The sequence below is a fragment of the Victivallis lenta genome (genome assembly GCF_009695545.1).
GTDB classification, from domain to species: Bacteria; Verrucomicrobiota; Lentisphaeria; order Victivallales; family Victivallaceae; genus Victivallis; species Victivallis lenta.
The window spans coordinates 23,435-45,743 of the sequence record NZ_VUNS01000010.1 but is presented as its reverse complement, the minus strand read 5'-3'; the positions used below and the strand labels follow the sequence as shown (position 1 = coordinate 45,743).

At 60.7% G+C, this 22,309-nt stretch carries 19 protein-coding genes; 7 read left to right on the top strand and 12 right to left on the bottom strand.

From position 1 onward, the window contains the following. The first annotated feature begins 300 nt into the window (after window positions 1-300). From FYJ85_RS10460 to FYJ85_RS10435, 6 genes are all read left to right on the top strand, one after another. Window positions 301-1,266: a DUF4434 domain-containing protein gene (locus FYJ85_RS10460; RefSeq protein WP_154418368.1), complete on the top strand. Its 966-nt coding sequence runs from the start codon at window positions 301-303 to the stop codon at window positions 1,264-1,266. A 91-nt stretch (window positions 1,267-1,357) separates the two neighbouring features. Beyond that, window positions 1,358-2,023, top strand: a complete 666-nt coding sequence (locus FYJ85_RS10455; RefSeq protein ID WP_158704349.1) for a redox-sensing transcriptional repressor Rex — start codon at window positions 1,358-1,360, stop codon at window positions 2,021-2,023. After that, window positions 2,020-2,265, top strand: coding sequence for a (2Fe-2S) ferredoxin domain-containing protein (locus FYJ85_RS10450; protein WP_106055415.1), 246 nt, complete (start codon window positions 2,020-2,022; stop codon window positions 2,263-2,265). The genes FYJ85_RS10455 and FYJ85_RS10450 overlap by 4 nt, the downstream gene beginning before the upstream one ends. Continuing rightward, window positions 2,262-4,010 (top strand): [Fe-Fe] hydrogenase large subunit C-terminal domain-containing protein, encoded by a 1,749-nt coding sequence (locus tag FYJ85_RS10445; protein WP_154418366.1) that lies wholly within the window; start codon window positions 2,262-2,264, stop codon window positions 4,008-4,010. The genes FYJ85_RS10450 and FYJ85_RS10445 overlap by 4 nt, the downstream gene beginning before the upstream one ends. Next, a complete protein-coding gene (locus FYJ85_RS10440) occupies window positions 4,007-5,215 on the top strand; it encodes a SpoIIE family protein phosphatase (RefSeq protein ID WP_206213102.1) in 1,209 nt (402 codons plus the stop codon). Before FYJ85_RS10445 ends, FYJ85_RS10440 begins: the two co-directional genes overlap by 4 nt. A 127-nt stretch (window positions 5,216-5,342) precedes the next feature. Continuing rightward, a complete protein-coding gene (locus tag FYJ85_RS10435) occupies window positions 5,343-6,551 on the top strand; it encodes a GNAT family N-acetyltransferase (protein ID WP_206213101.1) in 1,209 nt (402 codons plus the stop codon). Window positions 6,552-6,631: 80 nt separating this feature from the next. Here the strand turns inward: FYJ85_RS10435 and FYJ85_RS10430 are convergent, their stop codons facing one another. From FYJ85_RS10430 to adhE, 6 genes are all read right to left on the bottom strand, one after another. After that, the gene (locus FYJ85_RS10430; protein WP_154418364.1) at window positions 6,632-8,023 is read right to left on the bottom strand and encodes a monomeric [FeFe] hydrogenase; all 1,392 of its coding nucleotides are present in this window, start codon (window positions 8,021-8,023) and stop codon (window positions 6,632-6,634) included. Beyond that, window positions 8,020-8,292, bottom strand: a complete 273-nt coding sequence (locus FYJ85_RS10425; RefSeq protein WP_106055410.1) for a (2Fe-2S) ferredoxin domain-containing protein — start codon at window positions 8,290-8,292, stop codon at window positions 8,020-8,022. Before FYJ85_RS10425 ends, FYJ85_RS10430 begins: the two co-directional genes overlap by 4 nt. 15 nt (window positions 8,293-8,307) lie before the next feature. Then, the gene (locus tag FYJ85_RS10420; protein ID WP_154418362.1) at window positions 8,308-9,495 is read right to left on the bottom strand and encodes a SpoIIE family protein phosphatase; all 1,188 of its coding nucleotides are present in this window, start codon (window positions 9,493-9,495) and stop codon (window positions 8,308-8,310) included. A 7-nt stretch (window positions 9,496-9,502) separates the two neighbouring features. Beyond that, entirely contained in the window at window positions 9,503-11,218 is a 1,716-nt protein-coding gene (locus tag FYJ85_RS10415; RefSeq protein ID WP_206213100.1) for a [Fe-Fe] hydrogenase large subunit C-terminal domain-containing protein, read from the bottom strand. Window positions 11,219-11,268: 50 nt separating this feature from the next. Beyond that, window positions 11,269-11,526 carry a (2Fe-2S) ferredoxin domain-containing protein gene (locus FYJ85_RS10410; protein ID WP_106055407.1) on the bottom strand — a complete coding sequence of 86 codons (258 nt, stop codon included), beginning with the start codon at window positions 11,524-11,526 and terminating at the stop codon, window positions 11,269-11,271. A 160-nt stretch (window positions 11,527-11,686) separates the two neighbouring features. After that, on the bottom strand, window positions 11,687-14,368 hold the full coding sequence (adhE, locus tag FYJ85_RS10405) for a bifunctional acetaldehyde-CoA/alcohol dehydrogenase (protein WP_154418360.1): 2,682 nt from the start codon (window positions 14,366-14,368) through the stop codon (window positions 11,687-11,689). Between the two features lie 224 nt (window positions 14,369-14,592). Here adhE and FYJ85_RS10400 point away from each other — a divergent pair, with 224 nt between their 5' ends. Continuing rightward, window positions 14,593-14,961: a hypothetical protein gene (locus FYJ85_RS10400; RefSeq protein ID WP_106055405.1), complete on the top strand. Its 369-nt coding sequence runs from the start codon at window positions 14,593-14,595 to the stop codon at window positions 14,959-14,961. A gap of 22 nt (window positions 14,962-14,983) precedes the next feature. On the opposite strand, the gene FYJ85_RS10395 is transcribed toward FYJ85_RS10400, so the two are convergent. The 6 genes from FYJ85_RS10395 to FYJ85_RS10370 all read right to left on the bottom strand — a co-directional run bounded on the left by FYJ85_RS10395 (window position 14,984) and on the right by FYJ85_RS10370 (window position 22,238). Beyond that, the gene (locus FYJ85_RS10395; protein ID WP_154418359.1) at window positions 14,984-15,793 is read right to left on the bottom strand and encodes a hypothetical protein; all 810 of its coding nucleotides are present in this window, start codon (window positions 15,791-15,793) and stop codon (window positions 14,984-14,986) included. Window positions 15,794-15,799: 6 nt separating this feature from the next. Then, window positions 15,800-16,477 (bottom strand): hypothetical protein, encoded by a 678-nt coding sequence (locus tag FYJ85_RS10390; protein ID WP_154418358.1) that lies wholly within the window; start codon window positions 16,475-16,477, stop codon window positions 15,800-15,802. Between the two features lie 21 nt (window positions 16,478-16,498). Further along, the gene (locus tag FYJ85_RS23100; RefSeq protein WP_158704347.1) at window positions 16,499-17,272 is read right to left on the bottom strand and encodes a type II secretion system protein; all 774 of its coding nucleotides are present in this window, start codon (window positions 17,270-17,272) and stop codon (window positions 16,499-16,501) included. 751 nt (window positions 17,273-18,023) lie between these two features. Next, complete coding sequence (locus FYJ85_RS10380; RefSeq protein WP_154418357.1) at window positions 18,024-18,932, bottom strand: GNAT family N-acetyltransferase; 909 nt, start codon at window positions 18,930-18,932, stop codon at window positions 18,024-18,026. A 357-nt stretch (window positions 18,933-19,289) separates the two neighbouring features. After that, window positions 19,290-20,435 carry an HlyD family secretion protein gene (locus FYJ85_RS10375; protein WP_106055400.1) on the bottom strand — a complete coding sequence of 382 codons (1,146 nt, stop codon included), beginning with the start codon at window positions 20,433-20,435 and terminating at the stop codon, window positions 19,290-19,292. A gap of 3 nt (window positions 20,436-20,438) precedes the next feature. Beyond that, a complete protein-coding gene (locus FYJ85_RS10370) occupies window positions 20,439-22,238 on the bottom strand; it encodes an ABC transporter ATP-binding protein (RefSeq protein WP_106055399.1) in 1,800 nt (599 codons plus the stop codon). Between the last annotated feature and the right edge of the window lie 71 nt (window positions 22,239-22,309).

The following is a 22,309-nucleotide window of genomic DNA, read 5'->3' as shown; positions in this document are numbered from 1 at the left end:
TTCGTTTGTATATATTATGGACATTTCAAAGCAAAATGTCAATAGCAATTCGATAAAAAAGAGCATTTTTTTCATAAAAAACAGACAAATCCCCGGAAACCCACCCTTTTCCGAACCGGACACGCTTCGTACTGCAATACAAAATGCAAATCAAATTGTCTATATACATTCTATACATATTATATGCTTTTATCATAAAAAAACACAAGAAATACAGAGTAGACAATTTGCCTTTCGCACGATCCTCTGCTATACTTTACAGCAACACGCGGAATCAACAGCCGGAAGAAAGGACCGATCATGAGAATCACCGCAACGTTCCTCGATGAAATTTCGTTCGACATCCCGCATCACAACTGGGGACGCGACGAGTGGGACCGCGATTTTGCCGCCATGAAAGCGATGGGCATCCGCCGGGTCGTGCTGATCCGCTGCGCCAGCGGATATTTCATGGCCTACCCGTCGGAGGTGATTCCGCGCCGCGGCGTCAAGCACCGGCCCCCGATCGACCTTGTGGACCTCTTCCTCGAACTCTCCGAAAAACACGGCTTCGAATTCTTCGCCGGCACCTGGCACTGCAACCCCGGCAACTGCATCGACTGGAGCCGGGAGCAGTACCTCGATGAAATCAGGATCAACCTCGACGTCATCGACGAGCTGCAGGCCAGGTACGGTCACCGCAAGGCGTTCGCCGGCTGGTATCTGACGCATGAGGTCTGCTCGAACGAGCCCGGCACGATCGAACTGTTCCAGACCCTCGGCAGCCACGCCAAGAAGGTCTCCGGCAACAAGCCGACGCTGATCTCCCCGTATTTCGCCGGCGTCAAGGCCGCCGCCGCGACCTGCGACCCGAACGCGCTGCGGCTGACGCCGGAGCTTCACGCCGAACACTGGGGCCGGATCTTCCGCGACATCGCCGGCGCGGTCGACATCACCGCGTTCCAGGACGGCCACGTCGACTATCCCGAGCTCGCCGAATACCTGACCGTCACCCGCGAACTCGCCGATGCGAACCATATCCGCTGCTGGAGCAACATCGAGAGCTTCGACCGCGACATGCCGTGGCGTTTCCCGCCGATCAAGTGGGAAAAATTTCTCTGGAAGCTCGAATCCGCCGAAGCCGCCGGAATCAGCGAAGGGATCACCTTCGAGTTTTCGCACTTCATGAGCCCGAACAGCATGTATCCGGCCGCCGGCGCGCTCTTCGACCGCTACTGCGAATACTGCGGACTCGCCGCCCGCAGCCGCGACCTGCGCGGGAGCTGACGCCATTCCCGGCGGTCTTGCAAAAAATCCGGCGACGGGACTTGACAACCGGGCGCGGGGCGGTTATCTTGATATAAATATGGAGAACGATATGGCCAAACCCCAGGTTTTCAGCATTCCCGCTCTCAAGCGCCTCCCGGCCTACCTGCGCGAACTCAAGAAGCTGCAGGCCGCCGGCCGGCTGCACGCCACGAGCCCGGTCCTGGCCCGCGCGCTCCGGATCGACGCGATCAGCGTGCGCAAAGACCTCGAGATGATCGGAGCCGCCGGTTCGCCCGGCGTCGGTTATCAGGTCGAACCGCTCATCGACGCGCTCGAGAGCTTTCTCGGCTGGAAAAACGCCTCCGAAGCGTTCCTGGTCGGTACCGGCCACCTCGGCACGGCGCTGCTCGGCTACCGCGGCTTCGCGGACTACGGGCTCAAAATCATCGCGGCCTTCGACAAGGGACCGGTTCCGAAAGATACGCTCGTTCACGATGTGCCGGTCTTCGACTTCGCTGAATTTCCGCACCTGACGCGGCGGCTTCAGATCCGCATGGCGATTCTCTGCGTGCCGGACGATGCCGCCCAGGAGGTCGCCGAAAAGATGGTCGAGGCCGGAATTCTCGCCATCTGGAATTTCACCGGGCACACACTGCTGCTGCCGGAGGATATCATCCGGCAGAAGGTCAATCTCGCCGGTGATTTCGCGGTGCTGTCGGTCAAACTGGCCCGGAGACTGCGCGAAATCGACGGCTGCGGGGAGGATAAGCAATGAAACACACGATCACCATCTGCATGGGCAGCTCCTGTTTCGCGCGCGGCAACAAGCGCAATCTGAAAATCATCGAGGAGTATCTCGCCAGATACAAGATCGACTGCGCGCTCAACGGCCGCGGCTGCGTCGGCAGATGCCGTTCCGGCCCGAACCTCTCGATCGACGGCGAAGCATTCGAGCAGGTCGACTCCGAAACCCTGATCGACCTGCTCGATTCCAAGCTGAGGAAGGATGCGCCATGAATCACACCTACCCCGTCTACACCATCGAAGCCGAATGTCAGGACTGCTACAAGTGCGTCCGCCACTGTCCGGTCAAGGCGATCCGCGTGCGCGACGGCCATGCGGCCGTCCTGCCGGAACTCTGCGTCGCCTGCGGCAAATGCGTCGAGGTCTGCCCGGTCAAGGCCAAGCAGGTCCGCAACGACACCGGGCGGCTGAAGCGGCTGCTCGCGGAACCGGCACCGGTCTACGCCTCGCTCGCCCCCTCGTGGGTCAGCGAATTCAAGAACGTCACGCCGGGTCAGCTGATCCGGGCGCTGAAGCTTCTCGGTTTTGCCGGAGTCAGCGAAACCGCGCTCGGCGCCCAGCTCGTCTCGGCGCAGGTCGCCGGGGAGCTTGACGGCGGCAAACCCGGGCTGCTGCTCTCCTCCGCCTGCCCGACCGCGGTCGACTATATCCGCAAATACATTCCGCGCCTCGCGTCGAACATCACGCCGGTCGGTTCGCCGCTCATGGCCCACTGCCGGCTGCTGCGCGACACCTTCGGGAACGACATCCGGGTGGTCTTCGTCGGGCCGTGCATCAGCAAGAAGAACGAGGCGGACCGCAATCCGGCGCTGCTGAATCTGGCCATCACCTACCCTGAACTCAAACAGCTGCTGCGCGAAAACAAGATCGAGCCGGAGCGGCTGACTCCGGAGGAGGACGACCGCTTCATTCCCGAAACGGCCGAGGAAGGCGCACAGTATCCGGTCGAAGGCGGCATGAACGACACGATCCAGTTCCAGAGCAGAAACAAGCGCGTACACTATTTCACGCTGACCGGGCTGGACAACCTGAAGCTCGCGCTCGACGGACTGGATGACATTCCGGAAGACGAAATCATCTTCATCGAAACCCTCGCCTGCCCCGGCGGCTGCGTTCACGGCCCCTGCACGGAACACGATTCGCCGGGACTGCTCGAACGGCTCCGGGTGCTCGGCAAGACCCGTTACCCCGCGGCGCCGAAACGGCGGGAGACCGCCGGAGAGATCGCGGCAGCATTCCCGGAAGATGCGGTTCCGGCCCCCGCGCCGGGCGCCGCCGACGTGCAGGCCGCGCTCCGCAGCATCGGCAAGACCACCCCCGAGGACGAATTGAACTGCGACGGATGCGGCTACGACACGTGCCGGAACTTCGCGCAGGCGCTCATCGCCGGGCATGCGGAGCCGTCGATGTGCGTGTCGTACCTGAAAAAGCAGGCGCAGAAAAAAGCGAACGCCCTGCTGCGCAGCATGTCCTCCGGCGCCGTGATCGTCGACAAGAAGATGCAGATCATCGAGTGCAACCGGAACTTCGCAAAGCTTTTCGGCGAAGAGATCCTCGATGCGTTCGACGCCTGTCCCGGCATGGCCGGCGCGGACCTGACCCGGATCGTCCCGTTCGCCAACCTCTTCGAATCGTCGCTCCAGAGCGGCCGCGACATCCGGCGCGACTCGCTGAAGGTCGGCAAACGGCTGTTCAGCGTGAACATCTTCAACATCGACCCCGGCGAAGTCATCGGCGGCGTGGTTTTCGACGTGACCAAGACCGAACTCAGGCGCGAACAGATCGCCGCCCGCGCCCGCGAGGTCATCGACCGCAACATCGCAACCGTGCAGGAGATCGCCTGCCGTCTCGGCGAACAGATGGCCGACACCGAGCTGCTGCTCCGTTCGATCGCCGACGACTATGCCGACGACCGGGATCTCATGAGCGACCCCAAAGATCCGGAGCAGGAAAAATGAGTCCGACCCCAGTCCGGCAGAAAATGAATCTCGCCACCGAGAATCTGTTCATCGACACCGGTTACAGCCAGTGCTGCCACTACGACGAGAAAGCGTGCGGCGACGCGGTCGCCTTCAAACGCATTCCGGCCGAGGAGCGGCTGCTCGCCGTGCTGGCCGACGGACTCGGCCACGGGCTCAAGGCCAACATCCTTGCCCTGATGACGACCACGATGGCGCTGCGATTCAGCGCGGAAGACCGTGAAATCGTCCACTCCGCCGAAATCATCATGGATTCGCTGCCGGTCTGCCGGGTGCGCCAGATCAGCTACGCGACCTTCACGATCGTCGACACCCGGCTCGGCGGGATCACCCGCGTGGTCGAGATGGGCAATCCGGAGTTCCTGCTGTTCCGCGGCGGCGACGAACTGCCGGTCAAAGGCGACGAATTCGCGTCCCCCAAATATCAGGACCGGACGATGACCGCCTACACCTTCCAGGCCCAGCCGAACGACCGGGTGCTCTTCTTCTCGGACGGAGTCACGCAGGCGGGGCTCGGCAGTCCTCGCTTTCCGCTCGGCTGGCGCAACTCCGGCGTCAGCGACTATGTGAAGGCGCAGCTGGCCGCCTCGCCGGATATCTCGGCTCAGGAGCTCACCGAACGGATCCTCCGCGAAGCGATTGCCCATGAACCGGGGCTGCGGCCGGCGGACGACATCACGGCGGCCTGCCTCTATTTCCGCAAACCGCACCGCATGCTGCTGTTCACCGGCCCCCCGTTCGACCAGGCGCGCGATGCGGAGTGCGCCGGGCTGTTCCGCGACTTCGCGGGAACCAAGGTCATCTGCGGCGGAACTTCGGCCGAAATCATCTCCCGCGAGCTCGGCACGCCGCTCGAACTCGTGCTCGACACGATTACGAGCGACCTGCCGCCGATGTCGAAGATGGCGGGTGCCGACCTCGTGACGGAGGGCATCTTCACGCTTTCACGCGCCGCGACCTATCTCGAAAACGGCGAACACGGCAGGAACGACCCGGCCGGACAGCTCGTCGAACTCATGCGCCGGAACGACATCATCGATTTTCTGGTCGGCACCCGGATCAACGAAGCGCACCAGGACCCGAATCTGCCGGTCGACCTCGAGCTTCGGCGCAACATCGTCAAGCGCCTGGCGGAGGCGCTGCGCAACCGTTACATGAAGGAGGTGCGGATCACCTTTGTCTGATACGGTTTCCGGCCGCGGGAAGAGGCGTCGCCGGAGCGGATACTGAATTTCATAACAATCGAATCACGCCCCGGAGGGCGTGCCGTTATTTCCAAATAACCCCATATACGCAATGAGGAGGCATATCATGGCGGACGACATGCAAATCAGAAAATTGATGGCGGAGCAGGATCTGGAACAATATAACGATCTGCTGCGCTACGCATTTCAGGTCACGGAGAAACAACTGCTCGACTACGGTTGGGAGAACGAGGACATCCGGCAGTCGAAAAGGCCGGTGCTGGAGAAAGCCCGGGTGATCGGCTGGTTCGACCACGGGCACCTGGCCTCGCAATTCGCGGTATATCCCCTGAAGATGAATATCTTCGGCCATATCTGCCGGATCGGCTTCATCACCAGCGTGGCGACCTATCCGGAGTATACCGGGCTCGGACTGATGTCGCGGCTGATGCGGCGCAGCCTTGAAGAGATGCGCGAACTCGGCGAGTGTCTGGCGATCCTCTACCCGTTCTCCATTCCGCTCTACCGGCACCGGGGCTGGGAGATCATCTCCGACAAGATGTCCTTCCGGATCAAGGACAACCAGCTGCCGCGCAAAATCAGCATCGGCGGCTATGTGCGCCGGGTGGAGGAGAACAATCCCGACCTCAAACGGCTGCACAACATCTTCGCCGCGCAGACTCACGGCTGCCTGCTGCGCAACGACCTGGCGTGGGAGGAGTACTGGCGCTGGGATGTGGACGACACCACCGTCGCCCTCTACTACGACGATCACGACACCCCGACCGGATACATGGTGTATCTGCTGAAAGACAACATCATGCACATCAAGGAAATGATTTATCTCGACATCGACGCCTGGAAAGGGCTGTGGAAATACATCAGCGCCCATGAGTCCATGGTCGATGAAGTTGTGGGCAACAACTACTCCAACGAATCCATCGCCTTCTGGCTCGAGGACAGCGACATCCGCGAAACGATCCGCCCCTACATCATGGGACGGATCGTGGATGTGGCCCAGTTTCTCGAACAATACCGGTTTGCCAACTGCCGGGGCGGCGAGGAACTCACGTTCCGGGTGCATGACCCGTTCCTCGAGTGGAACAACCGCACCTTCTCCATCCGCCTTGCGGAAAATGGAGCGGTCGAGCTGCTCCCGGAGGAGTCCGTCCGCCCGGTCGAACTCGATATCGGCACACTGACGGCGCTGCTGCTCAGCTACAAGAGCCCCTCCTACCTGCAGAAGATGGGACGGCTCAAAACCGACGAGGAGACGCTGAAGTTGCTGAATAATCTGATCCCGAAGGAGAAAGCCTATATCTCCGACTACATCTGAAGCGCGCCGGTCCGCCGGAAGGAGATAAAAAAAAAAAGGAGGCGGAAACAGCCTCCTTTTTCGTATCTCCCCGCCGGCGCTCAGCGGGCGAGCGAGCATGGGCCGCCGACACAGCCGCCGGCGCACGCCATGACTTCGACGAAATTGCCGGGCAGTTTTCCCTTGGCGTAGAGCTTCAGCAGATTGACGGACTTGCGGTCGAGACCGTTGATGAACTTCTCGTCGATCTTCGGGCGCGTCCCGTTGTCCCCCTCCTTGCCGATCTCCTGCAGAATCGCCTGCGAAACTCCGCAGCTCTTCGCAAAGTTCCGCGCGTAACTCGCGGCCGGACACTCGAGCGGCGGAGCTTCAAGCGAAATCACGTCGATCTCCAGCGCCGCCAGCAGCGCGCCGAGCTCCTCGAAGGTCATGACGAAATCGACATTCGGGTCCTGCTGCGCCTCGCGCCGCTTCGCAATACAGGGGCCGATGAACACCTTGACCGCATCCGGATGCTCTTTCGCGGTCAGCTGCCCGGCATAAGCCATCGGGCTCGGCGTGGAGGAGACGAACGGCAGGATCTCGGGAACATGCCGCTTCGCCGCCTCGACCCAGGCCGGACAGCAGCTGCTGGTCATGAGCTTGTCGCCCTTGCCCATGCGTTCAAAGAACTCCTCTGCCTCGTGCTCGGTGGTCAGCTCAGCGCCGAGCGCGACCTCCATGATATCCGAAAAGCCGGCGATCTTGAGCGCCTTGAACAACTGCTCGATGGTGCCGGGGAACTGGTCGGTGATCGACGGCGCGACCATCGCAATAACCTTTTTCCCCTCCTTCATCGCTTCGAGAATGCCGGTCAGCTGCGAACGCTCCATAATCGCGCTGAACGGACAGGAGCGGAAGCATTTGCCGCAATAGATGCAGCGGTCGAAGTCGATCCGGACAAGGCCGTCCTCCCCCTTCCCGATCGCGCCGACCGGACAGGCGTCCTCGCACGGCAGCGGGTTGCGGATGATCGCATGGTACGGGCAGACCGTCATGCACTTGCCGCAGTTGATGCACTTGGTCCGGTCGATGGTCGAGCGGCCCTTCACAACGGAAATCGCCTGCTTCGGGCAGGCGCCGACGCACGGCCGCGCAAAGCAGCCGACGCAGCTGTTCGAAACCTGCACATGGCTGTCGACGCAGCCGTGGCAGCCGACGGAGCAGACCGTAAGCACCGGATCGGTATTGTTGTTCCCGGCCTTCGCGTCGACCAGATACTCCTTCAGCTGGCGCGTCTCATCGGTCTCTTCCTCCATGCCGAACCCCATCAGCGCCATCAGCCGGTATTTCAGCATGGCGCGGTCCTTGTAGATGCAGCAGCGGTTCGGCTCGTAATCGCGCGGACGCATTTCAACCGGAATCCGGTCGATGTTCTGCTCCAATGTCCCGTCATAGAAGTCCTGAACGAAACGGATCATGAGCTGACGGCGCGTCCTCTCGGCATTATTCATTCAGCACCTCCCGCGAAATACTCTTCGCGAAGAATGTCGATGACCTTTTCGATCGTCGCATTGTCGACGATGCGCTTTTCATCGATCCGGACAAACGGGGCGTTGCCGTAGTTGCGGTCGTGGCAGACGTCGAGGCAGGCACAGCCCACCACTTCCACCCGGTCTTTGAATTCGGGCGGCAACTGCTCTTCCAGCGCCGAAAGCCGGAACGACCCGAGAACATAACAGGTGGTTCCGAGACAGATCTCCACTTTGATCTTATTCGCCATGCTGCATTTTCCTTTCTAAAAAAATCGCAATAGTACGCGTTTCCGATATTTGCTTTCAAGCACCGTCTTGAGCCGCTTGACGATGTTGCGGCGGATTTCGAGGTCCACGGGCAGGCTCGGGTCCTGGTGCGCTTCGTTGACCTTCGTGCCGACCACGAACTCGATTTCGTCGCTCTGGCGGAAAAGCTCGATCATCTGCCGAGCCGCCAGCGGCACGTTGCCGGAGAGCGCCGACCCCGATTCGAGCCGCTGCGCCACATCAGTCAGCGTGAGAATGCCCTCCGTCACGAGGTCCACTCCTTCGAGTCTGGCCGGCGGCGGCAGCGAACCGGCCTTCAGCATCAGCTTCATATCGACCTCAACCGGGCGCTTGAGCTCGCGCGACACGATGTTGGCCGTCGTGCCGCCGCAGAGAATGCACTTGCCGTCGAAGTTCTTCACCAGCGAAGCGTAAGCCGCGTCGGACTCCGGACGGAACGGCGGCCCGGTCAGCAGCCGCAGCCGCCGCGGCTGCCGCAGGTAGATGACCATGCAGCTGATGTCGTCGATGCAGCGGTTGTCCTTGTTGCGCATTCGCGCGGCGGCGACGACCGCCTGCGACAGATCGCGCGCCGAAATATCCGGGCACTCCGCAACCTTCTGCTGGATAAAGGCGAGGCACCCCTCGCGCCGCCAGCCGAATTTATAGCCGGGCTGCCCGAGGCCGGCCTGCGTCACCCCGTCCGAAAACGCGATGAGCCGGTCGCCGGTGATCGCGTAAAGCTCGGCCAGCTGCACCCGCCGGTCCGGCCAGCGCTCGGAGACCATGCTCTGGCGCTTGACCTGAAGATCCTTGTTGTTGCGCAGGTGGATGAACGGCGGATTGTCCATCTCGATAATACGGGATTTCCCTCCGATCTGAAGGTCGAAAACCGTGAAGGTCGCGTAGCTGATCTTGCGGATCTCGCAGACCGGCAGCGTATCCATGATGATCTCGGCCGACTGCAGGACATCCATGTCGGAGCGGATGAACTTCATCGCCATCGTCGTGGTCATCGATGCGAGCAGATTCGCCTTGATCCCGCTGCCGAGCCCGTCGGAGAGCACGGCGAGGTGCCGGTTCTCCGCCTCGAGCCGCTCGAACAGAAAATCGTCGCCGCAGACCTCCTCCCCGTCGTGAAAGAGCTGGCTGCACTCCATTTCGACAAATACATCGTTCGACATCTTCGGCTCACTTCTTGATTTCGGTGTAACTGCCGGCGACCTCGCGCAGCAGGATTTCGGTCTCGGCCATATGTTCGCCGAGGTCGCGGGCGATCTTCTGGCAGGTGATGATGTTCTTCTGGATCACCTTGCGCGCCTTCTCCGAAACCTGTTCGCGATGGAGCTCGAGGCTCGTCACGTCCTGAATGATCGCGCCGACGCTCTGGTTCTGCGCGATGCAGAATACGCTGATGTTCAGAATCTTGTCGCCGCACACCTGGTTGTGCCGCTCGACCTCGCCGCCGGAAATCAGCGCCGCCGCCACGAGGTCGCTGAAATCGGCGAACGCGCCGAGCTCCGCGCCGGTCAGCCCGCCGCACGAATCGTAGGCGAGCACCGTATCCTCGTCGAACAGCTCCGCAAAACGGCGGTTGCATTCGACGATCTTCATGTGGCGGTCGACGATCACGACGCCGGCCGGAATATAGCGGATCAGCGCGTTGCTCTTCTTCTGCGCGAGCTGCCGCAGGTGCGACACGCACATGCCGACCTCGGCCTTGTTGGCCAGCAGCGCTTTCGCGAAATCGCGGCAGCTGAAGTAGCCGCAGCCGCCGCAGTTCAACTCATCCGCAGGAGTGAATTTCCCGACAGAAGCGAGGGCGTTCTTGATGTCCTCCTCGGTCACCTCCGGATCGGTCTGCGGTTCGGCGATGATCCGTTCGTCGATCGGAACGTCGACCGTGCGCGCAAGACTGTTCGTCCCGTCATAACCGCGGGCCACCTGGACGATCGACGACAGGGTGCCGGCATCGTTCTGCGGCATCACCGGGCCGTTCACGCAGCCGCCGGAACAGGCGAGACACTCGATGAAAAGCTTGCAGCTGCCGGTATCGATCTTTTCCGGCGGGTCCTTCAGCAGCCGGGCCAGATTGTGCAGCCCGGAGACGGCGTGATAGCGGATATCACCGCCCTTCGGGTCGCGCAGCGTGTCGTTCATACCGCCTTCGACAGCATAGATCTTCCCTTCCCGCGCGGTTTCGGGAACCATTTTCGCGTAATCAGCGGCGTTGATCCGGGCCGGATCGATGTTCTCGGCGGAGAGCCATTCGGCGAGATCGTCGAAAGTCAGCGCCAGGTCGAGCAGATCGGCGTGCCGGTCCGCCTCGTTCTTCTTCGCGGCGCAGGGGCCGAAGAACACGATGCCGATATCGTCGCCGAACTCCCTGCGCAGCAGCCTTGCATGCGACAGGAGCGGCGAAAGCACCGACGTGATGTTGCCGACATAGGCCGGCGCATATTTCTTCACATAATCCACGACCGCCGGACAGGCGCTCGAAAGGTAGATGCCGGGCTTCGCCTGCGCGAGAAACGCGCCGGTCTCGGCGCTGACCGCCTGCGCGCCGAGCGCGGTCTCGCTGACGCCGGCAAAACCGAGACGCTTCAGCGCCGCAACAAGCGCTCCCGGCTCGTACTGCTTGAAGAAGCTCACGAACGACGGCGCCAGCGATGCATAGACCTTTTTCCCGCTGCCGAGCAGATAACGCGCACGCGCCAGGTCGGGACGGATCTTCTTCGCGTGGGCCGGGCAGACCTTCACGCACATGCCGCAGGCCACGCAGAGCTCCTGAATGACTCCGGCGCGGCCGTCGACGATGCGGATTGCCTTGCACGGGCAATGGCGGATGCACTTGTAACAGTCGTGACATATGTTTTCGGTGGTGAACACCGGGAAATGCAGATTCATTTCAATTTTCTCCATGCTGGGTTGCGCGGGAAAACCGCAGACCGTTCCTGTCAGGCCCGGGGCGGCAGCAGCCGTTTCAGCAGATCGAGCATCACGCCGGGATCCACCTTGCTGTAAAACTCGCCGTCGATAATCACATTCGGACCGTCGGCGCAACGCCCCTGGCAGAGCGTTCCGGAGAGTTCGACGTCGACATCGTCCTGATAGGAGTTCGCGGAGAGGTAATTCTCCACGACCTTGATGTTCTCTTCGTTGCCGCGTGCAAAACAGGAACTTCCGAGACAGATCACAATTTTAGATTTCGCCATTTTCCCGCCCTGGTTTCAATTCGCAAATATCGTAGTCAATGTACAGTTTTCCGGAGCGAATTTCAAGGGTCCCGTCAGAAAAAATGGGGATAAATGAATGAAGAAAGAAAAAAGGCGGACACAAAGGGGCGCCGCCCCTCCGCATCCGCCCGGATGGGAATTACATTGCCGCCGGTTTTTCACCGGGAAGCTCGGCCCGCCGGCCGGCGTACTCTTCGCCGTAGTAGACCTTCAGCAGAATCTCCTTGAGCTCGGAGACCAGCGGATAGCGCGGATTCGCGCCGGTGCACTGGTCGTCGAACGCCTTGAGGGCGAGTTCGTCGAGCTGCGCGAGGAAGGTCGCCTCGTCGATGCCGTACTCCTTGATGCTCTTCGGAATTTCGAGCTCGGCCTTCAGCTTCTCGATCGCGGCGATCAGCTTTTCGACCTTCTCGTCGTCGGACCTGCCGCCGAAGCCGCAGTAGGTCGCGATATTCGCATAAGCGGCCTTCGCATTCGGATACTTGTACTGCGGGAAGGTCCCCTGCTTGGTCGGAACGTCGGTCGCATTGAAGCGGATCACCTCGCAGATCAGCATCGCGTTCGCAAGGCCGTGCGGAATGTGGTACATGCCGCCGAGCTTGTGCGCCATCGAGTGGCAGACGCCGAGGAACGCGTTCGCGAACGCCATGCCGGCCATGGTCGAGGCGTTGTGCATATGCTCGCGCGCCTCCTCATCCATCGCGCCGTTGTTGAAGCAGCGCGGCAGGTATTCGAAGACGAGCTTGGCCGCTTCGTTCGCAAGGGAGTTCGTATAGTCGCTGGCCATGACCGAGACGCGCGCCTCAAGGGCGTGGGTCAGGGCGTCGATGCCGCTGTACGCGGTCAGCCGCTTCGGCATCTTCATGACGAGCTGCGTATCGATGATCGCCATTTTCGGAGTCAGCGCATAATCCGCGAGCGGGTACTTGTTGCCGGTGTCGGCATCGGTGATGACCGCGAACGGCGTGACTTCCGAACCGGTGCCGGAAGTGGTCGGGATCGCGACCATCGTCGCCTTCTTGCCGAGCTCCGGCAGCTTCACGATGCGCTTGCGGATATCCATGAACCGCATCGCGACATCCTCGAAGCTGATCTCCGGCAGCTCATACATGAGCCACATGATCTTGGCCGCGTCAATCGGGCTGCCGCCGCCGACCGCGATGATCGCGTCGGGCTGAAACGAGTTGATCCGCTCAAGCCCCTTGCGGGCCAGCTGAATGGTCGGGTCGGGCTCGACGTCCGCGAACACCTCGGTCGCAATGCCCATCGAATCGAGCTTGTGCAGCAGATCGGCGAGGATGCCGGTCGAGTAGAGGAACTTGTCCGTCACGATGAATGCGCGCTTGCGCCCTTCGAGGTCGCCGAGCGCGACCGGCAAACAGCCGTATTTGAAGTAGACCTTCTCCGGAATGCGGACCCACAGCATATTCTCTCTCCGTTTCGCAATCGTTTTGATGTTCAGCAGCTGTTCCGGCGTGACGTTCTCGCTGACCGAATTGCCGCCCCAGCTGCCGCAGCCGAGGGTCAGCGACGGATTCAGCGCGAAGTTGTAGATGTCGCCGATCGCGCCCTGGCTGGAGGGCATGTTGACCAGCGTGCGCGAGGACATCATGACATGTCCGTAATATTTCGCGCGGTCGAAATTCTGGGAATTCGTGTAGAGCACGCTGGTATGGCCGAGCCCCCCGTACTCAAGCAGCTTCTTCGCATTCTCGACGGCGGCCTCGAAGTCCTTCGCCTTGTAGAGGGCGAGCACCGGGGAGAGCTTTTCGCGGCTGAACGGGTAATCCGGGCCGACGCCGTCGGTCTCCGCAATCAGCACCTTCGTGTCGGAGGGGACGGTGACGCCGGCCATCTCGGCGATCCTGTAGGCGCTCTGGCCGACGATTTTCGGGTTGAGCTTGCCGTCGATCTGGATCACGTTGCCGACCTTCTCCGCCTCTGCCCTGGTGAGGATGTGGGCGCCGCGGTAGGCAAACTCCTTCTTGACCGCGTCATAGATCGACGCGACCGCCGTCACCGACTGCTCGGAGGCGCAGATCATGCCGTTGTCGAAGGTCTTGCTCTGCAGGACCGAGCTCACAGCCATCTTGATGTCGCAGGTTTCACCCATGACGACCGGGGTGTTGCCGGGGCCGACACCGACCGCCGGAGTACCGCTCGAATAAGCCGCTTTGACCATGCCGGGGCCGCCGGTGGCGAGAATCAGGCTGATGTCCGGATGGCTCATCAGGTGGCCGGAGAGCGCAACGGTCGGATTCTCGATCCAGCCGATGATATCCTCCGGAGCACCGGCCTTGACGGCCGCCTCGAGCACGATGCGGGCCGCCTCGATGGTGCTCTTCTTGGCACGCGGGTGCGGGCTGAAAATGATGCCGTTGCGGGTCTTCAGCGCCAGCAGCGACTTGAAGATCGCGGTCGAGGTCGGGTTCGTGGTCGGAACGATGCCGGCGATGACGCCGACCGGCTCCGCGACCTTCGCGATGCCCATCGCCTCGTTTTCCTCGATGACGCCGCAGGTTTTCATGTCGCGGTATTTATTGTAGATGTATTCGGAGGCGAAGTGATTCTTGATCACTTTGTCTTCCACCACGCCCATACCGGATTCGGCGACCGCCATCTGCGCCAGCGGAATCCGCGCATTGTTCGCGGCAAGCGCCGCCGCTGCGAAAATCCTGTCGACCTGTTCCTGCGTGTACTCCGCGTACCTGACCTGCGCGGCCTTGACGCGGGCGATCAGCGCATTGAGCATCTCGCGGTCCTGCTCCTCCCGAAGCTTTGCCTGCTCGGGATCCAACACTTCTTTCTTCTTGTCAGCCATGATCAGTTCCTCCCATCCTCGTGGAAACTTCATTGTCGAGTTTTGATATCTTAATATCGATATTTAAACATCGATATTTTTTTATCTAGACCTAATATAAATCTGCTTTAGGAAATTGCAAGCGGGATTTTTCAATTTTTCCGGAAAAATAACATTGCTTTCGGTGCGGACCGGAATTATACTATCAGAATACGGTAAAAACAGCGGAACGGGAGGTAACAGCGATGCCGGGAGTCAAGGAGCTGACGCAGAAAGCCGAAGAACTGATGAAGAAGGAGGCCGTCCTGGTCACGGCGGCCGAATACAAGGACGGCGTGGCCGAACGGATTCAGGTCTATTTCTGGGACGAGCGCGAAGCGGCGATGGACATCATCAGCAAGGACGATCTCGTGCAGGGTTTCCCGGAAGCCGGAGCCTACTCGCTGACCGACCACGGACTCAAGCGGATCGAGATGTTCGAAGGCGCGGAGGACATGTTCTTCCGCATTGACGGCACACACGAGGAAACCGACTGTTTCGGTCCCCTCCCCTCGGTCCGCTTCCTCGAAACCGTCGAAGCGATTTCGCAGCTCCGCGACAAAACCAGACTTTGACGGCGGCGGCTCCGCCGTTCCGTCATTTTTTCCGGAACACTCCGTCCGTCACTTCCAGCACGACCGCCCTGGCCCGGTTCCCCTTCGCCTGCGGATCGAAAATATGCCAGGCGACCAGCAGTTTCACCCGGTCTGCCGTGCCGCCCAGCGGAATCACTCCCACCGTGGTGGCGTAGTCGTAACGTTCCCTGATCCGGAACTGCTCGTCGGTCCGGATGCAGAAATTCGGTTTCCCGTAGCAGCCGAGCCAGAACGAGCCGGCCGCGTATTTGATCGTCTGCACCCCGAGATGCGACGACACCGGGATCACATGCCGCTTTACGAAGCGGAACTTCGCATCGTATTCGTAAATGTAATTCTCCCCCTTCCCGTCCGGCAATCCGCCGCCGACATAGAACTTCCCGCTGCGGAATTCAATGCAGCCCGCGCCGTACACGACTTCCGGGACATGGTGTTCGCCGGTCAGCTCAAGCTCCGCATTGTAAACGCGGATGAAATTGCGTGACTCCGCATCCCCGATCTCCCGGTTCCACGAGCCGCCGCCGTACGGGACATAGAGCGCCCCGTCCGCCCAGCACGGATCGCCGCAATGGTATGGGACCGGGACGCTCTTCAACACTTTCCCGTTCAGGTCCGTCTTGACCAGCGTCGATGCAAACGACCAGTAGATCGCCTCCCCGTCGGTGGCCATTCCCTGAATATGGTCCCCGTAACTGCCTTCGCAGGCGATGACGCTGCCGACCGGCAGTTCCACCAGGGAAGCGGCGGAGAGATTGACGGCTGCCCAGACGACGGCCAGAAGCAAACAGATGATTTCGGTTCTGCAATTCATTTGATCTTAATAAGCCTTTGCATAATAATAACGTTCGTCGAATGCTTTCAGATAATCGGAAACCGGCTCGGTGCTGAAAAATGCGTTCCGCTTCGGCAGAACCGCCGCATCGATCAGATTCTCCTTCAGCACCCGCGGGGGAACCGGGTCATCGCAGACCGCGATCAGCGGCATGCGTTCCGCCCGGCCGCGCCGGAGTTCGCGAACGCCCCGAAGGTCCCGGGGCAATCCGACCAGCGAAACGACTGCGTCATCCGCCGCCTCCTCCAGCACACGGCGAAACTCGCCGGCATCAAGCCGGCCGGCCCCGGTAAGTGCCGCGGGATGAGCCAGCGCAACGGTGCGGATCGCAATATCGCCGCACTCCCCGAACCGGGCCAGAACGCGCCGGAACTCCTCGACCTCTTCCGTCTCCTTCAGTTCCTCGAAAACCAGGAGCGTAACCCGTCCGGAAGCGTTGCGCTCCTTGAGTGCCACCCCGATCCTGGCGGCCTGCGAAGCGTAGTAATCGCGTTCCCTGGCGGCGAAATCGCGGTCTTCGGAACGCATGAGCCCGAAAACGGTGCTGAGCAGAAGCACGGCGAAGCAGACGCCGGCGGCGATCCGGCCGGCCGGCCTTTCGCTGCGGCGGCCGATCAGGAATCCGGCGAACGCCGTCAGACTGACAATCAGATAAAGCCACATGGCGATTTTCTCCCGTACCGCTCAGAACGAGGCCCAGCCGGAAAGCACCTTGCCGCTCATGACCTGATAGGGCGACGCGTAGACGTTCCGGTTCCCGGCGAGATCCTCGTACCGCAGCGTGCGGACGCTGCCGTCCACAAATCCGAAGTTTCCGCTGCGGTTCGGGTGGCGCAGCGCATGAATTCCCCAGCTGTAAGTGGCCGGTCCGCGCGCCGGATACCAGAACTGCGTCGCCACATTGCCGGAGAGCGTCCAGAGATGGCAGCCGCCGTTGGCGTTGACCATTTTCGGCACGCTGTCCCCGAACACATACGGATTCGAACCCGGATAGTTCGCCATGGCCTGCAGGACCGTGCCGCGCTTCACCGCGTTGCCGACCTGGGAGTTGCAGCCGGAGAGATTCGTATAAGGCTCATACCCCCAGGTGCAGATGGCGATGCCGTAACTCGTGTCCTTGCCGTCCTTGTTGTTCTTTTCATCCCAGGCGAACTGCGGCTCCTCGGGGCAGCGGAACAGTTTCGGATTGTGCGTATAAAGCCGGTCCAGCACGTTCGTCCAGTTGCCCCATCCCCCGGTGGCGGGAGTATAAAGAAAACGTCCCGGAATCTGATAGTCGTTATAGTCGTCGGCGTAGAACGCCATGGCAACACCGATCTGCTTCTCATTGTTGATGCAGGCGGTATTCCTCCCGGCGGAACGGGCGCGCCCCAGCGCGGGCATCAGCATCCCCGCCAGAATCGCGATGATCGCAATCACGACCAATAATTCGACCAGAGTGAAATGTCTTCTCATCATGCTTTCTCCTGATGTTCCCCAAACAGTTGCCATCCTTCCTCCTTCGCCGAGGCTGCGGAGGACAAGTCGGGCTTGTCATCCGCAGCGCTTGCGCGGCGGATGGTACTTTTCGGGGGCCCCGCTCTCTGAGGAGACCATGCCCGACACTGTGTGTCGGGCTCGTCTCAAAAGACCATGCCCGACACTGTGTGTCGTGCTCGTCTCAAAAGACCATGCCCGACACTGCGTGTCGGGCTCGTCTCAAAAGACCATGCCCGACACTGTGTGTCGGGCTCGTCTCAAAAGACCATGCCCGACACTGTGTGTCGGGCTCGTCTCAAAAGACCATGCCCGACACTGTGTGTCGTGCTCGTCTCCGGTGTTCCGTGCAACTCCGCCGTACTCACACCTTCGAGAGAGGAATTGTTAATATTCCGATGGTATTAACATACCATCTTCTTTCCCGTATGCCGTATAACATATCCCGCAATTGTTAAAACCGGATTCAGGCAAAATGACAATCAGGTTAGAACATCGGAACCGGGAAGATGAAGAATAGCGTGATGAGGCGGCAACGGACAAAACGGACAAAATTCAGTAAAACAGGACCAAAATAACGATTCGTCCGTTAAATCCGTCAAGTCCGTTGAATCCGTCAGAAATTTGTTTCGCAATGGGGACTTTGAAGGCGCGTCAGCGCTGCATCCGGCCCAGCCCTGCGCGCTCCCTCCCCGAAGAGCGGCAGGGCAGCCCTGACGCCTGGACAGCCGCGTTACGCCATGAAATGGCGCGCGTAGCGTTCCGGTATATCACGCATATCGAGCAGGATCAGAAAATCGATCGTTCCGAACTCCCGGTCATAAGCCGGCGCGCCGCAGATCTTCGCTCCGAGCTTGACGTACCCCTTGAAAAGCGGCGGCAGCGTCCGGATTATTCCGCCGCCGGTCTCTTCAAGCCGTCGTTCGACCTCCTCCGCCGAAACCGGGTCGAGCTCGAAACCGGCCCGCGGCTTCGCCTGCAATCGGTCGCTCAGCAATCCGTTCCGCCGGAAATACTCGTAAAGCGCCATCGCCGCCGCCTGGTCGGTCTCCTCAAGACTCACGCAGCCGAACAGGTAATGAAACGCGCAGCTGCTTCCCGGCCGTCTCCGCCGCGCATACCGCACCAGCAGAGAGCGCGACGGTTTCGGGCGGCGGCGCAGCGCGGCAAGTCCGCTCCAGAGCAAACCGACCACCGCCCCGCTGCGGAACTCCGGCGCCACGCAGGAACGGCCGACCTCGCAGACCTCGTGCCGGATCGCCTGAAGCCCCCGAATCGAAAACTCTTCCTCCGAATAGAAGTTTCCGGCCGACGCCGCCCCGCCCCCGGAAAGCACGCGGTAGGTGCCGACCACGTTTTCCGTCGCCTTGTCGATCACGAGCAGATGGCGGCAGTAACGGTCGAACCGGTCGCGGTCGATTCCCCCGCAGCAGTTCGCCAGCCGTCCCTGCTCCTCCTTGAACACCCGATAGCGGAGGCGCAGCGCCGCCTCGACCTCGGCCGGGCTTTCGGCCAGTTTCAAACGAAAATTCTCCTGCTCGGCCAGCACCGAGGATTCCCGGCCTGCCGGCAGATGCAGCAAGTGCCCGATATTCCCCCGTACCTTATCCGAACGCAGCGTTTCCATAATCGTCGTCATCATGATAGAGCTCCCTTCCTTTGGAGTTGTGGCTTTCTGACAATCCTAACAGCAATCGGCGTGCCAAGATAAAGGAAAGCAACATATGACATTATCCTCCAACAAGTTATATTTCATCGTACCTTCGACACGCCCGCATGAAAACCGGCATAAAACGTACAATAGAAAGCATAATATGCACAACCGCGTACCATTTTACTGAATCCCGCCGCGGTCCTGCCGATAACATACCGCGGAATTGCAAAAACGAAAGATCCGGCCGATTAGAAGAAGGTCAGGATCAGGTAAGCGCACGGTCAGCATAAAAAAGCGCGCACCGGGAAAACGGCGCGCGCAGCGGGACTTTTCCGGCATCGGCTTTCAGCGGACGGCCCGGGCTCCTTCGGGCCGCGCCTCCGGCTCCGGCTCGAGATAGTCGTCATGATCTTTGGTCAGGTTCAGGATCGTGTAGATGACCGGCTCGCGGCCGGTCACGATTGCAAATTCAGCGCTCGAACCGAGCCGGAGCGGGCGGCCCTGCGCGTCGATCGTGATCTCGACCGGATAGCGCGTCGCATTCGTGGCGGGGTCCTGAACCGGCGTATCGTAGATGCGGTCCACCTTGCCGTAGAACGAACCGTACTCGAGGCGGTTGAAAACGCCGCTCGAAATCCGGACGTTCTGGTTGCGGCGCACCTTGCGCACGACGTTCTCGTCGACGTAGGCAAGCCCCTTGACCGTTTCGCCGGAGGACATTTTCACGGCAACGTCGCCCTTCTGGACATACCGCGTGTATTTGCACGGAATGCTGACCAGCCGGCCGTCGTTCGGCGCAACGATCCGGCACTCCCGAATCCGGCGTTCGACCAGCTTCAGCTCCTCCTTGCGCCCCTCGATCTTGGCGCGCACGAGGTCGATGTCGCGTTCGGCCTTTTCAATGTTGCGTTCGCCGATCCCGCTCTTGACCTTCGCCAGATTCTCCCGGGCGCGGGCCAGCTCCCCCTGCACTTTGATGTTTTCGATCTCGGCATCCTCGAATTCGCGCTTCGAAATCGCGTTGCTGCTCGACAGCTGCAGCGAACGGTTCAGCCTCGCCTGCGTCCGCTTCGCCTTGTCCTCGCTCTCCTTCAGGTTCGTCTCCGCATACCAGAGTTCCTTCGGCAGCGGATTGGTCCTGAGCGCTTCGAGTTCGGCCTTCTTCACCTCGAGCTCGGCCTCGTATTCCCGGAGCTCGGCCTCGATGCGGACCCGCTGCTCGTCGTACAGGATCGTGTCGAGCAGCGCGATGACTTCACCGGCCTCCACATCGTCTCCTTCCTCGAAATTCAGCCTGATGACCCGGCCGTCCATATGGCCGATGATGTCGTAGGCGATCTCCGAAGCGATCTTGCCGCGCGCGTAAATCACGTCTTCGATATCGAACAGAAACAACGCGACGATGCCGCCGCAGACCAGCAGCACCAGCGAAAAACCGATGATGGTCAGCAGCCGGAGCTTTCCCCGCAATCCCGCCGTCTTGTGCGTCATTTTCTACTCCTCCGGATCCTCGAGGCCGAAACGCCCCGCCGCATAGTTGGGTGAATCCTGCTCCTTCTGCTCCTTGAGCTGCATGGCGTAGAGCCGGCGGTACGGCCCATCCTGGCAGAGCAGCTCCTCGTGGCGGCCGCTCTGGGCGATGCGGCCGTCCTTCAGGACGACGATGCGGTCCGCGTTGCGCACGGTCGAGAGCCGGTGCGCGATGATGATCGTGGTCCGGTTCGCCATGAGCTTGTCGAGCGCCTGCTGCACGACCGCTTCCGAGATCGTATCGAGCGCGCTCGTCGCCTCGTCGAGAATCAGCACCGACGGGTTGTGCAGCACAGTGCGCGCGATGGCGATCCGCTGCTTCTGCCCGCCGGAAAGCGAAACGCCGTTTTCCCCGACCTCGGTCCTGAAGCCGAGCGGCAGCTCGCGGATGAACTCGTATGCATTGGCCATTTTAGCGGCTTCGACGACCTCCTCAAAGCTCGTCTCCTGCTTGCCGTAGCGGATATTTTCCTCGATCGTGCCGGAGAACAGGAACGACTCCTGCAGCACGATGCCGACATTGCGGCGCAGCGAATCGAGCGACAGGTCGCGGATATCCTCGCCGTCGAGCAGAATCCGCCCGTTCGTCACATCGAAAAAGCGCATGAGCAGACTCGCGATGGTGGACTTCCCGGAGCCGGACGGCCCGACCAGCGCGACCTTGAGCCCGGGCTCGACATCGAGATCGAACTCCTGAAGCACCATCCGGTTCGGAGCGTAGCCGAACGAGACGTTCTCGAAGCGGACATGCCCCTTCGCGTGGTACATGTGAATCGCGTGCTCGCGCTCCTTGATCTCGGGAACATAGGCCATGAGGGTCAGCAGCCGTTCGGCGCTGACCGCGCCTTCGCTGATCGCCGGCGCAAAACCGGTCAGCTGGACCACCGGGCCGAAGAACATCTGCATATAAGTGTAGAACGCGACGAGCTCTCCGAGCGTCATCCTCCCCTGCGACACGAGGTAGCCGCCGAAGCCGAGCACGGCCACCGACGTGTAGATCGAAATCTGGTCCATGACGATGTTCAGCATGAAACCGCGCATCGAAAGCTTCAGCGACATGTCGAAGGTCGGCTTGAGCCGCTCCATGAAGCTGCGGTTCTCGGAACGCTCCTTGCCGAACGACTTCACGACCTTGATGCCGTTGATGACTTCGGCGAGGTTGGCGGAGACCTCGGACATATGCTCGCGCAGCATCATCGAACGCTCCCGCAGGATCTTCCGGAAACGCGAGAACACCAGATAGACCACCGGCAGCACCACCAGGCAGATCAGCGACAGCGTCGGGCTCAGCACCACGAGCATGACGCCGACGAACAGCAGCGAGAACAAGTTCGACGCGATGCCGACGATCACGGTCGAAATCATCGACTGCAGCGCGGCCACGTCAGTCAGGATGTTCGAAATCAGCTTGCCGGTCCGGTACTCCTGGTAAAAACGCAGCGACAGGCTCTGCAGGTGCTTGAAGAGCTTCACGCGCAAATCAAGCAGCATGCGGTGGATCGGGTAATAAGTCAGGTAGTTGCAGGTGTAGAAGAAGAACGCCCGGACCCAGTAGAGCAGGATCACGCCGGCCAGCAGCACATAGAGCAGACTCAGGTCCGACCCGCCGAGCGCCTTGTCGATGATGATCTTCAGCACCAGCGGCATCAGCAGCCCGAGACACGTGCAGACCACGTGAAACACGGCGGCCACGGTGAGCATCGTCTGATACGGTTTTACGAAGCGGTACAGTTCTTTGAACTTATGCGTGTCTTTGGTAGACATGGTACGTTTCAGCTCTCGGAAGCCCCTCCCCGGTCACGTATTTCACAAATTAATGTTCGAGCCAATTTCAA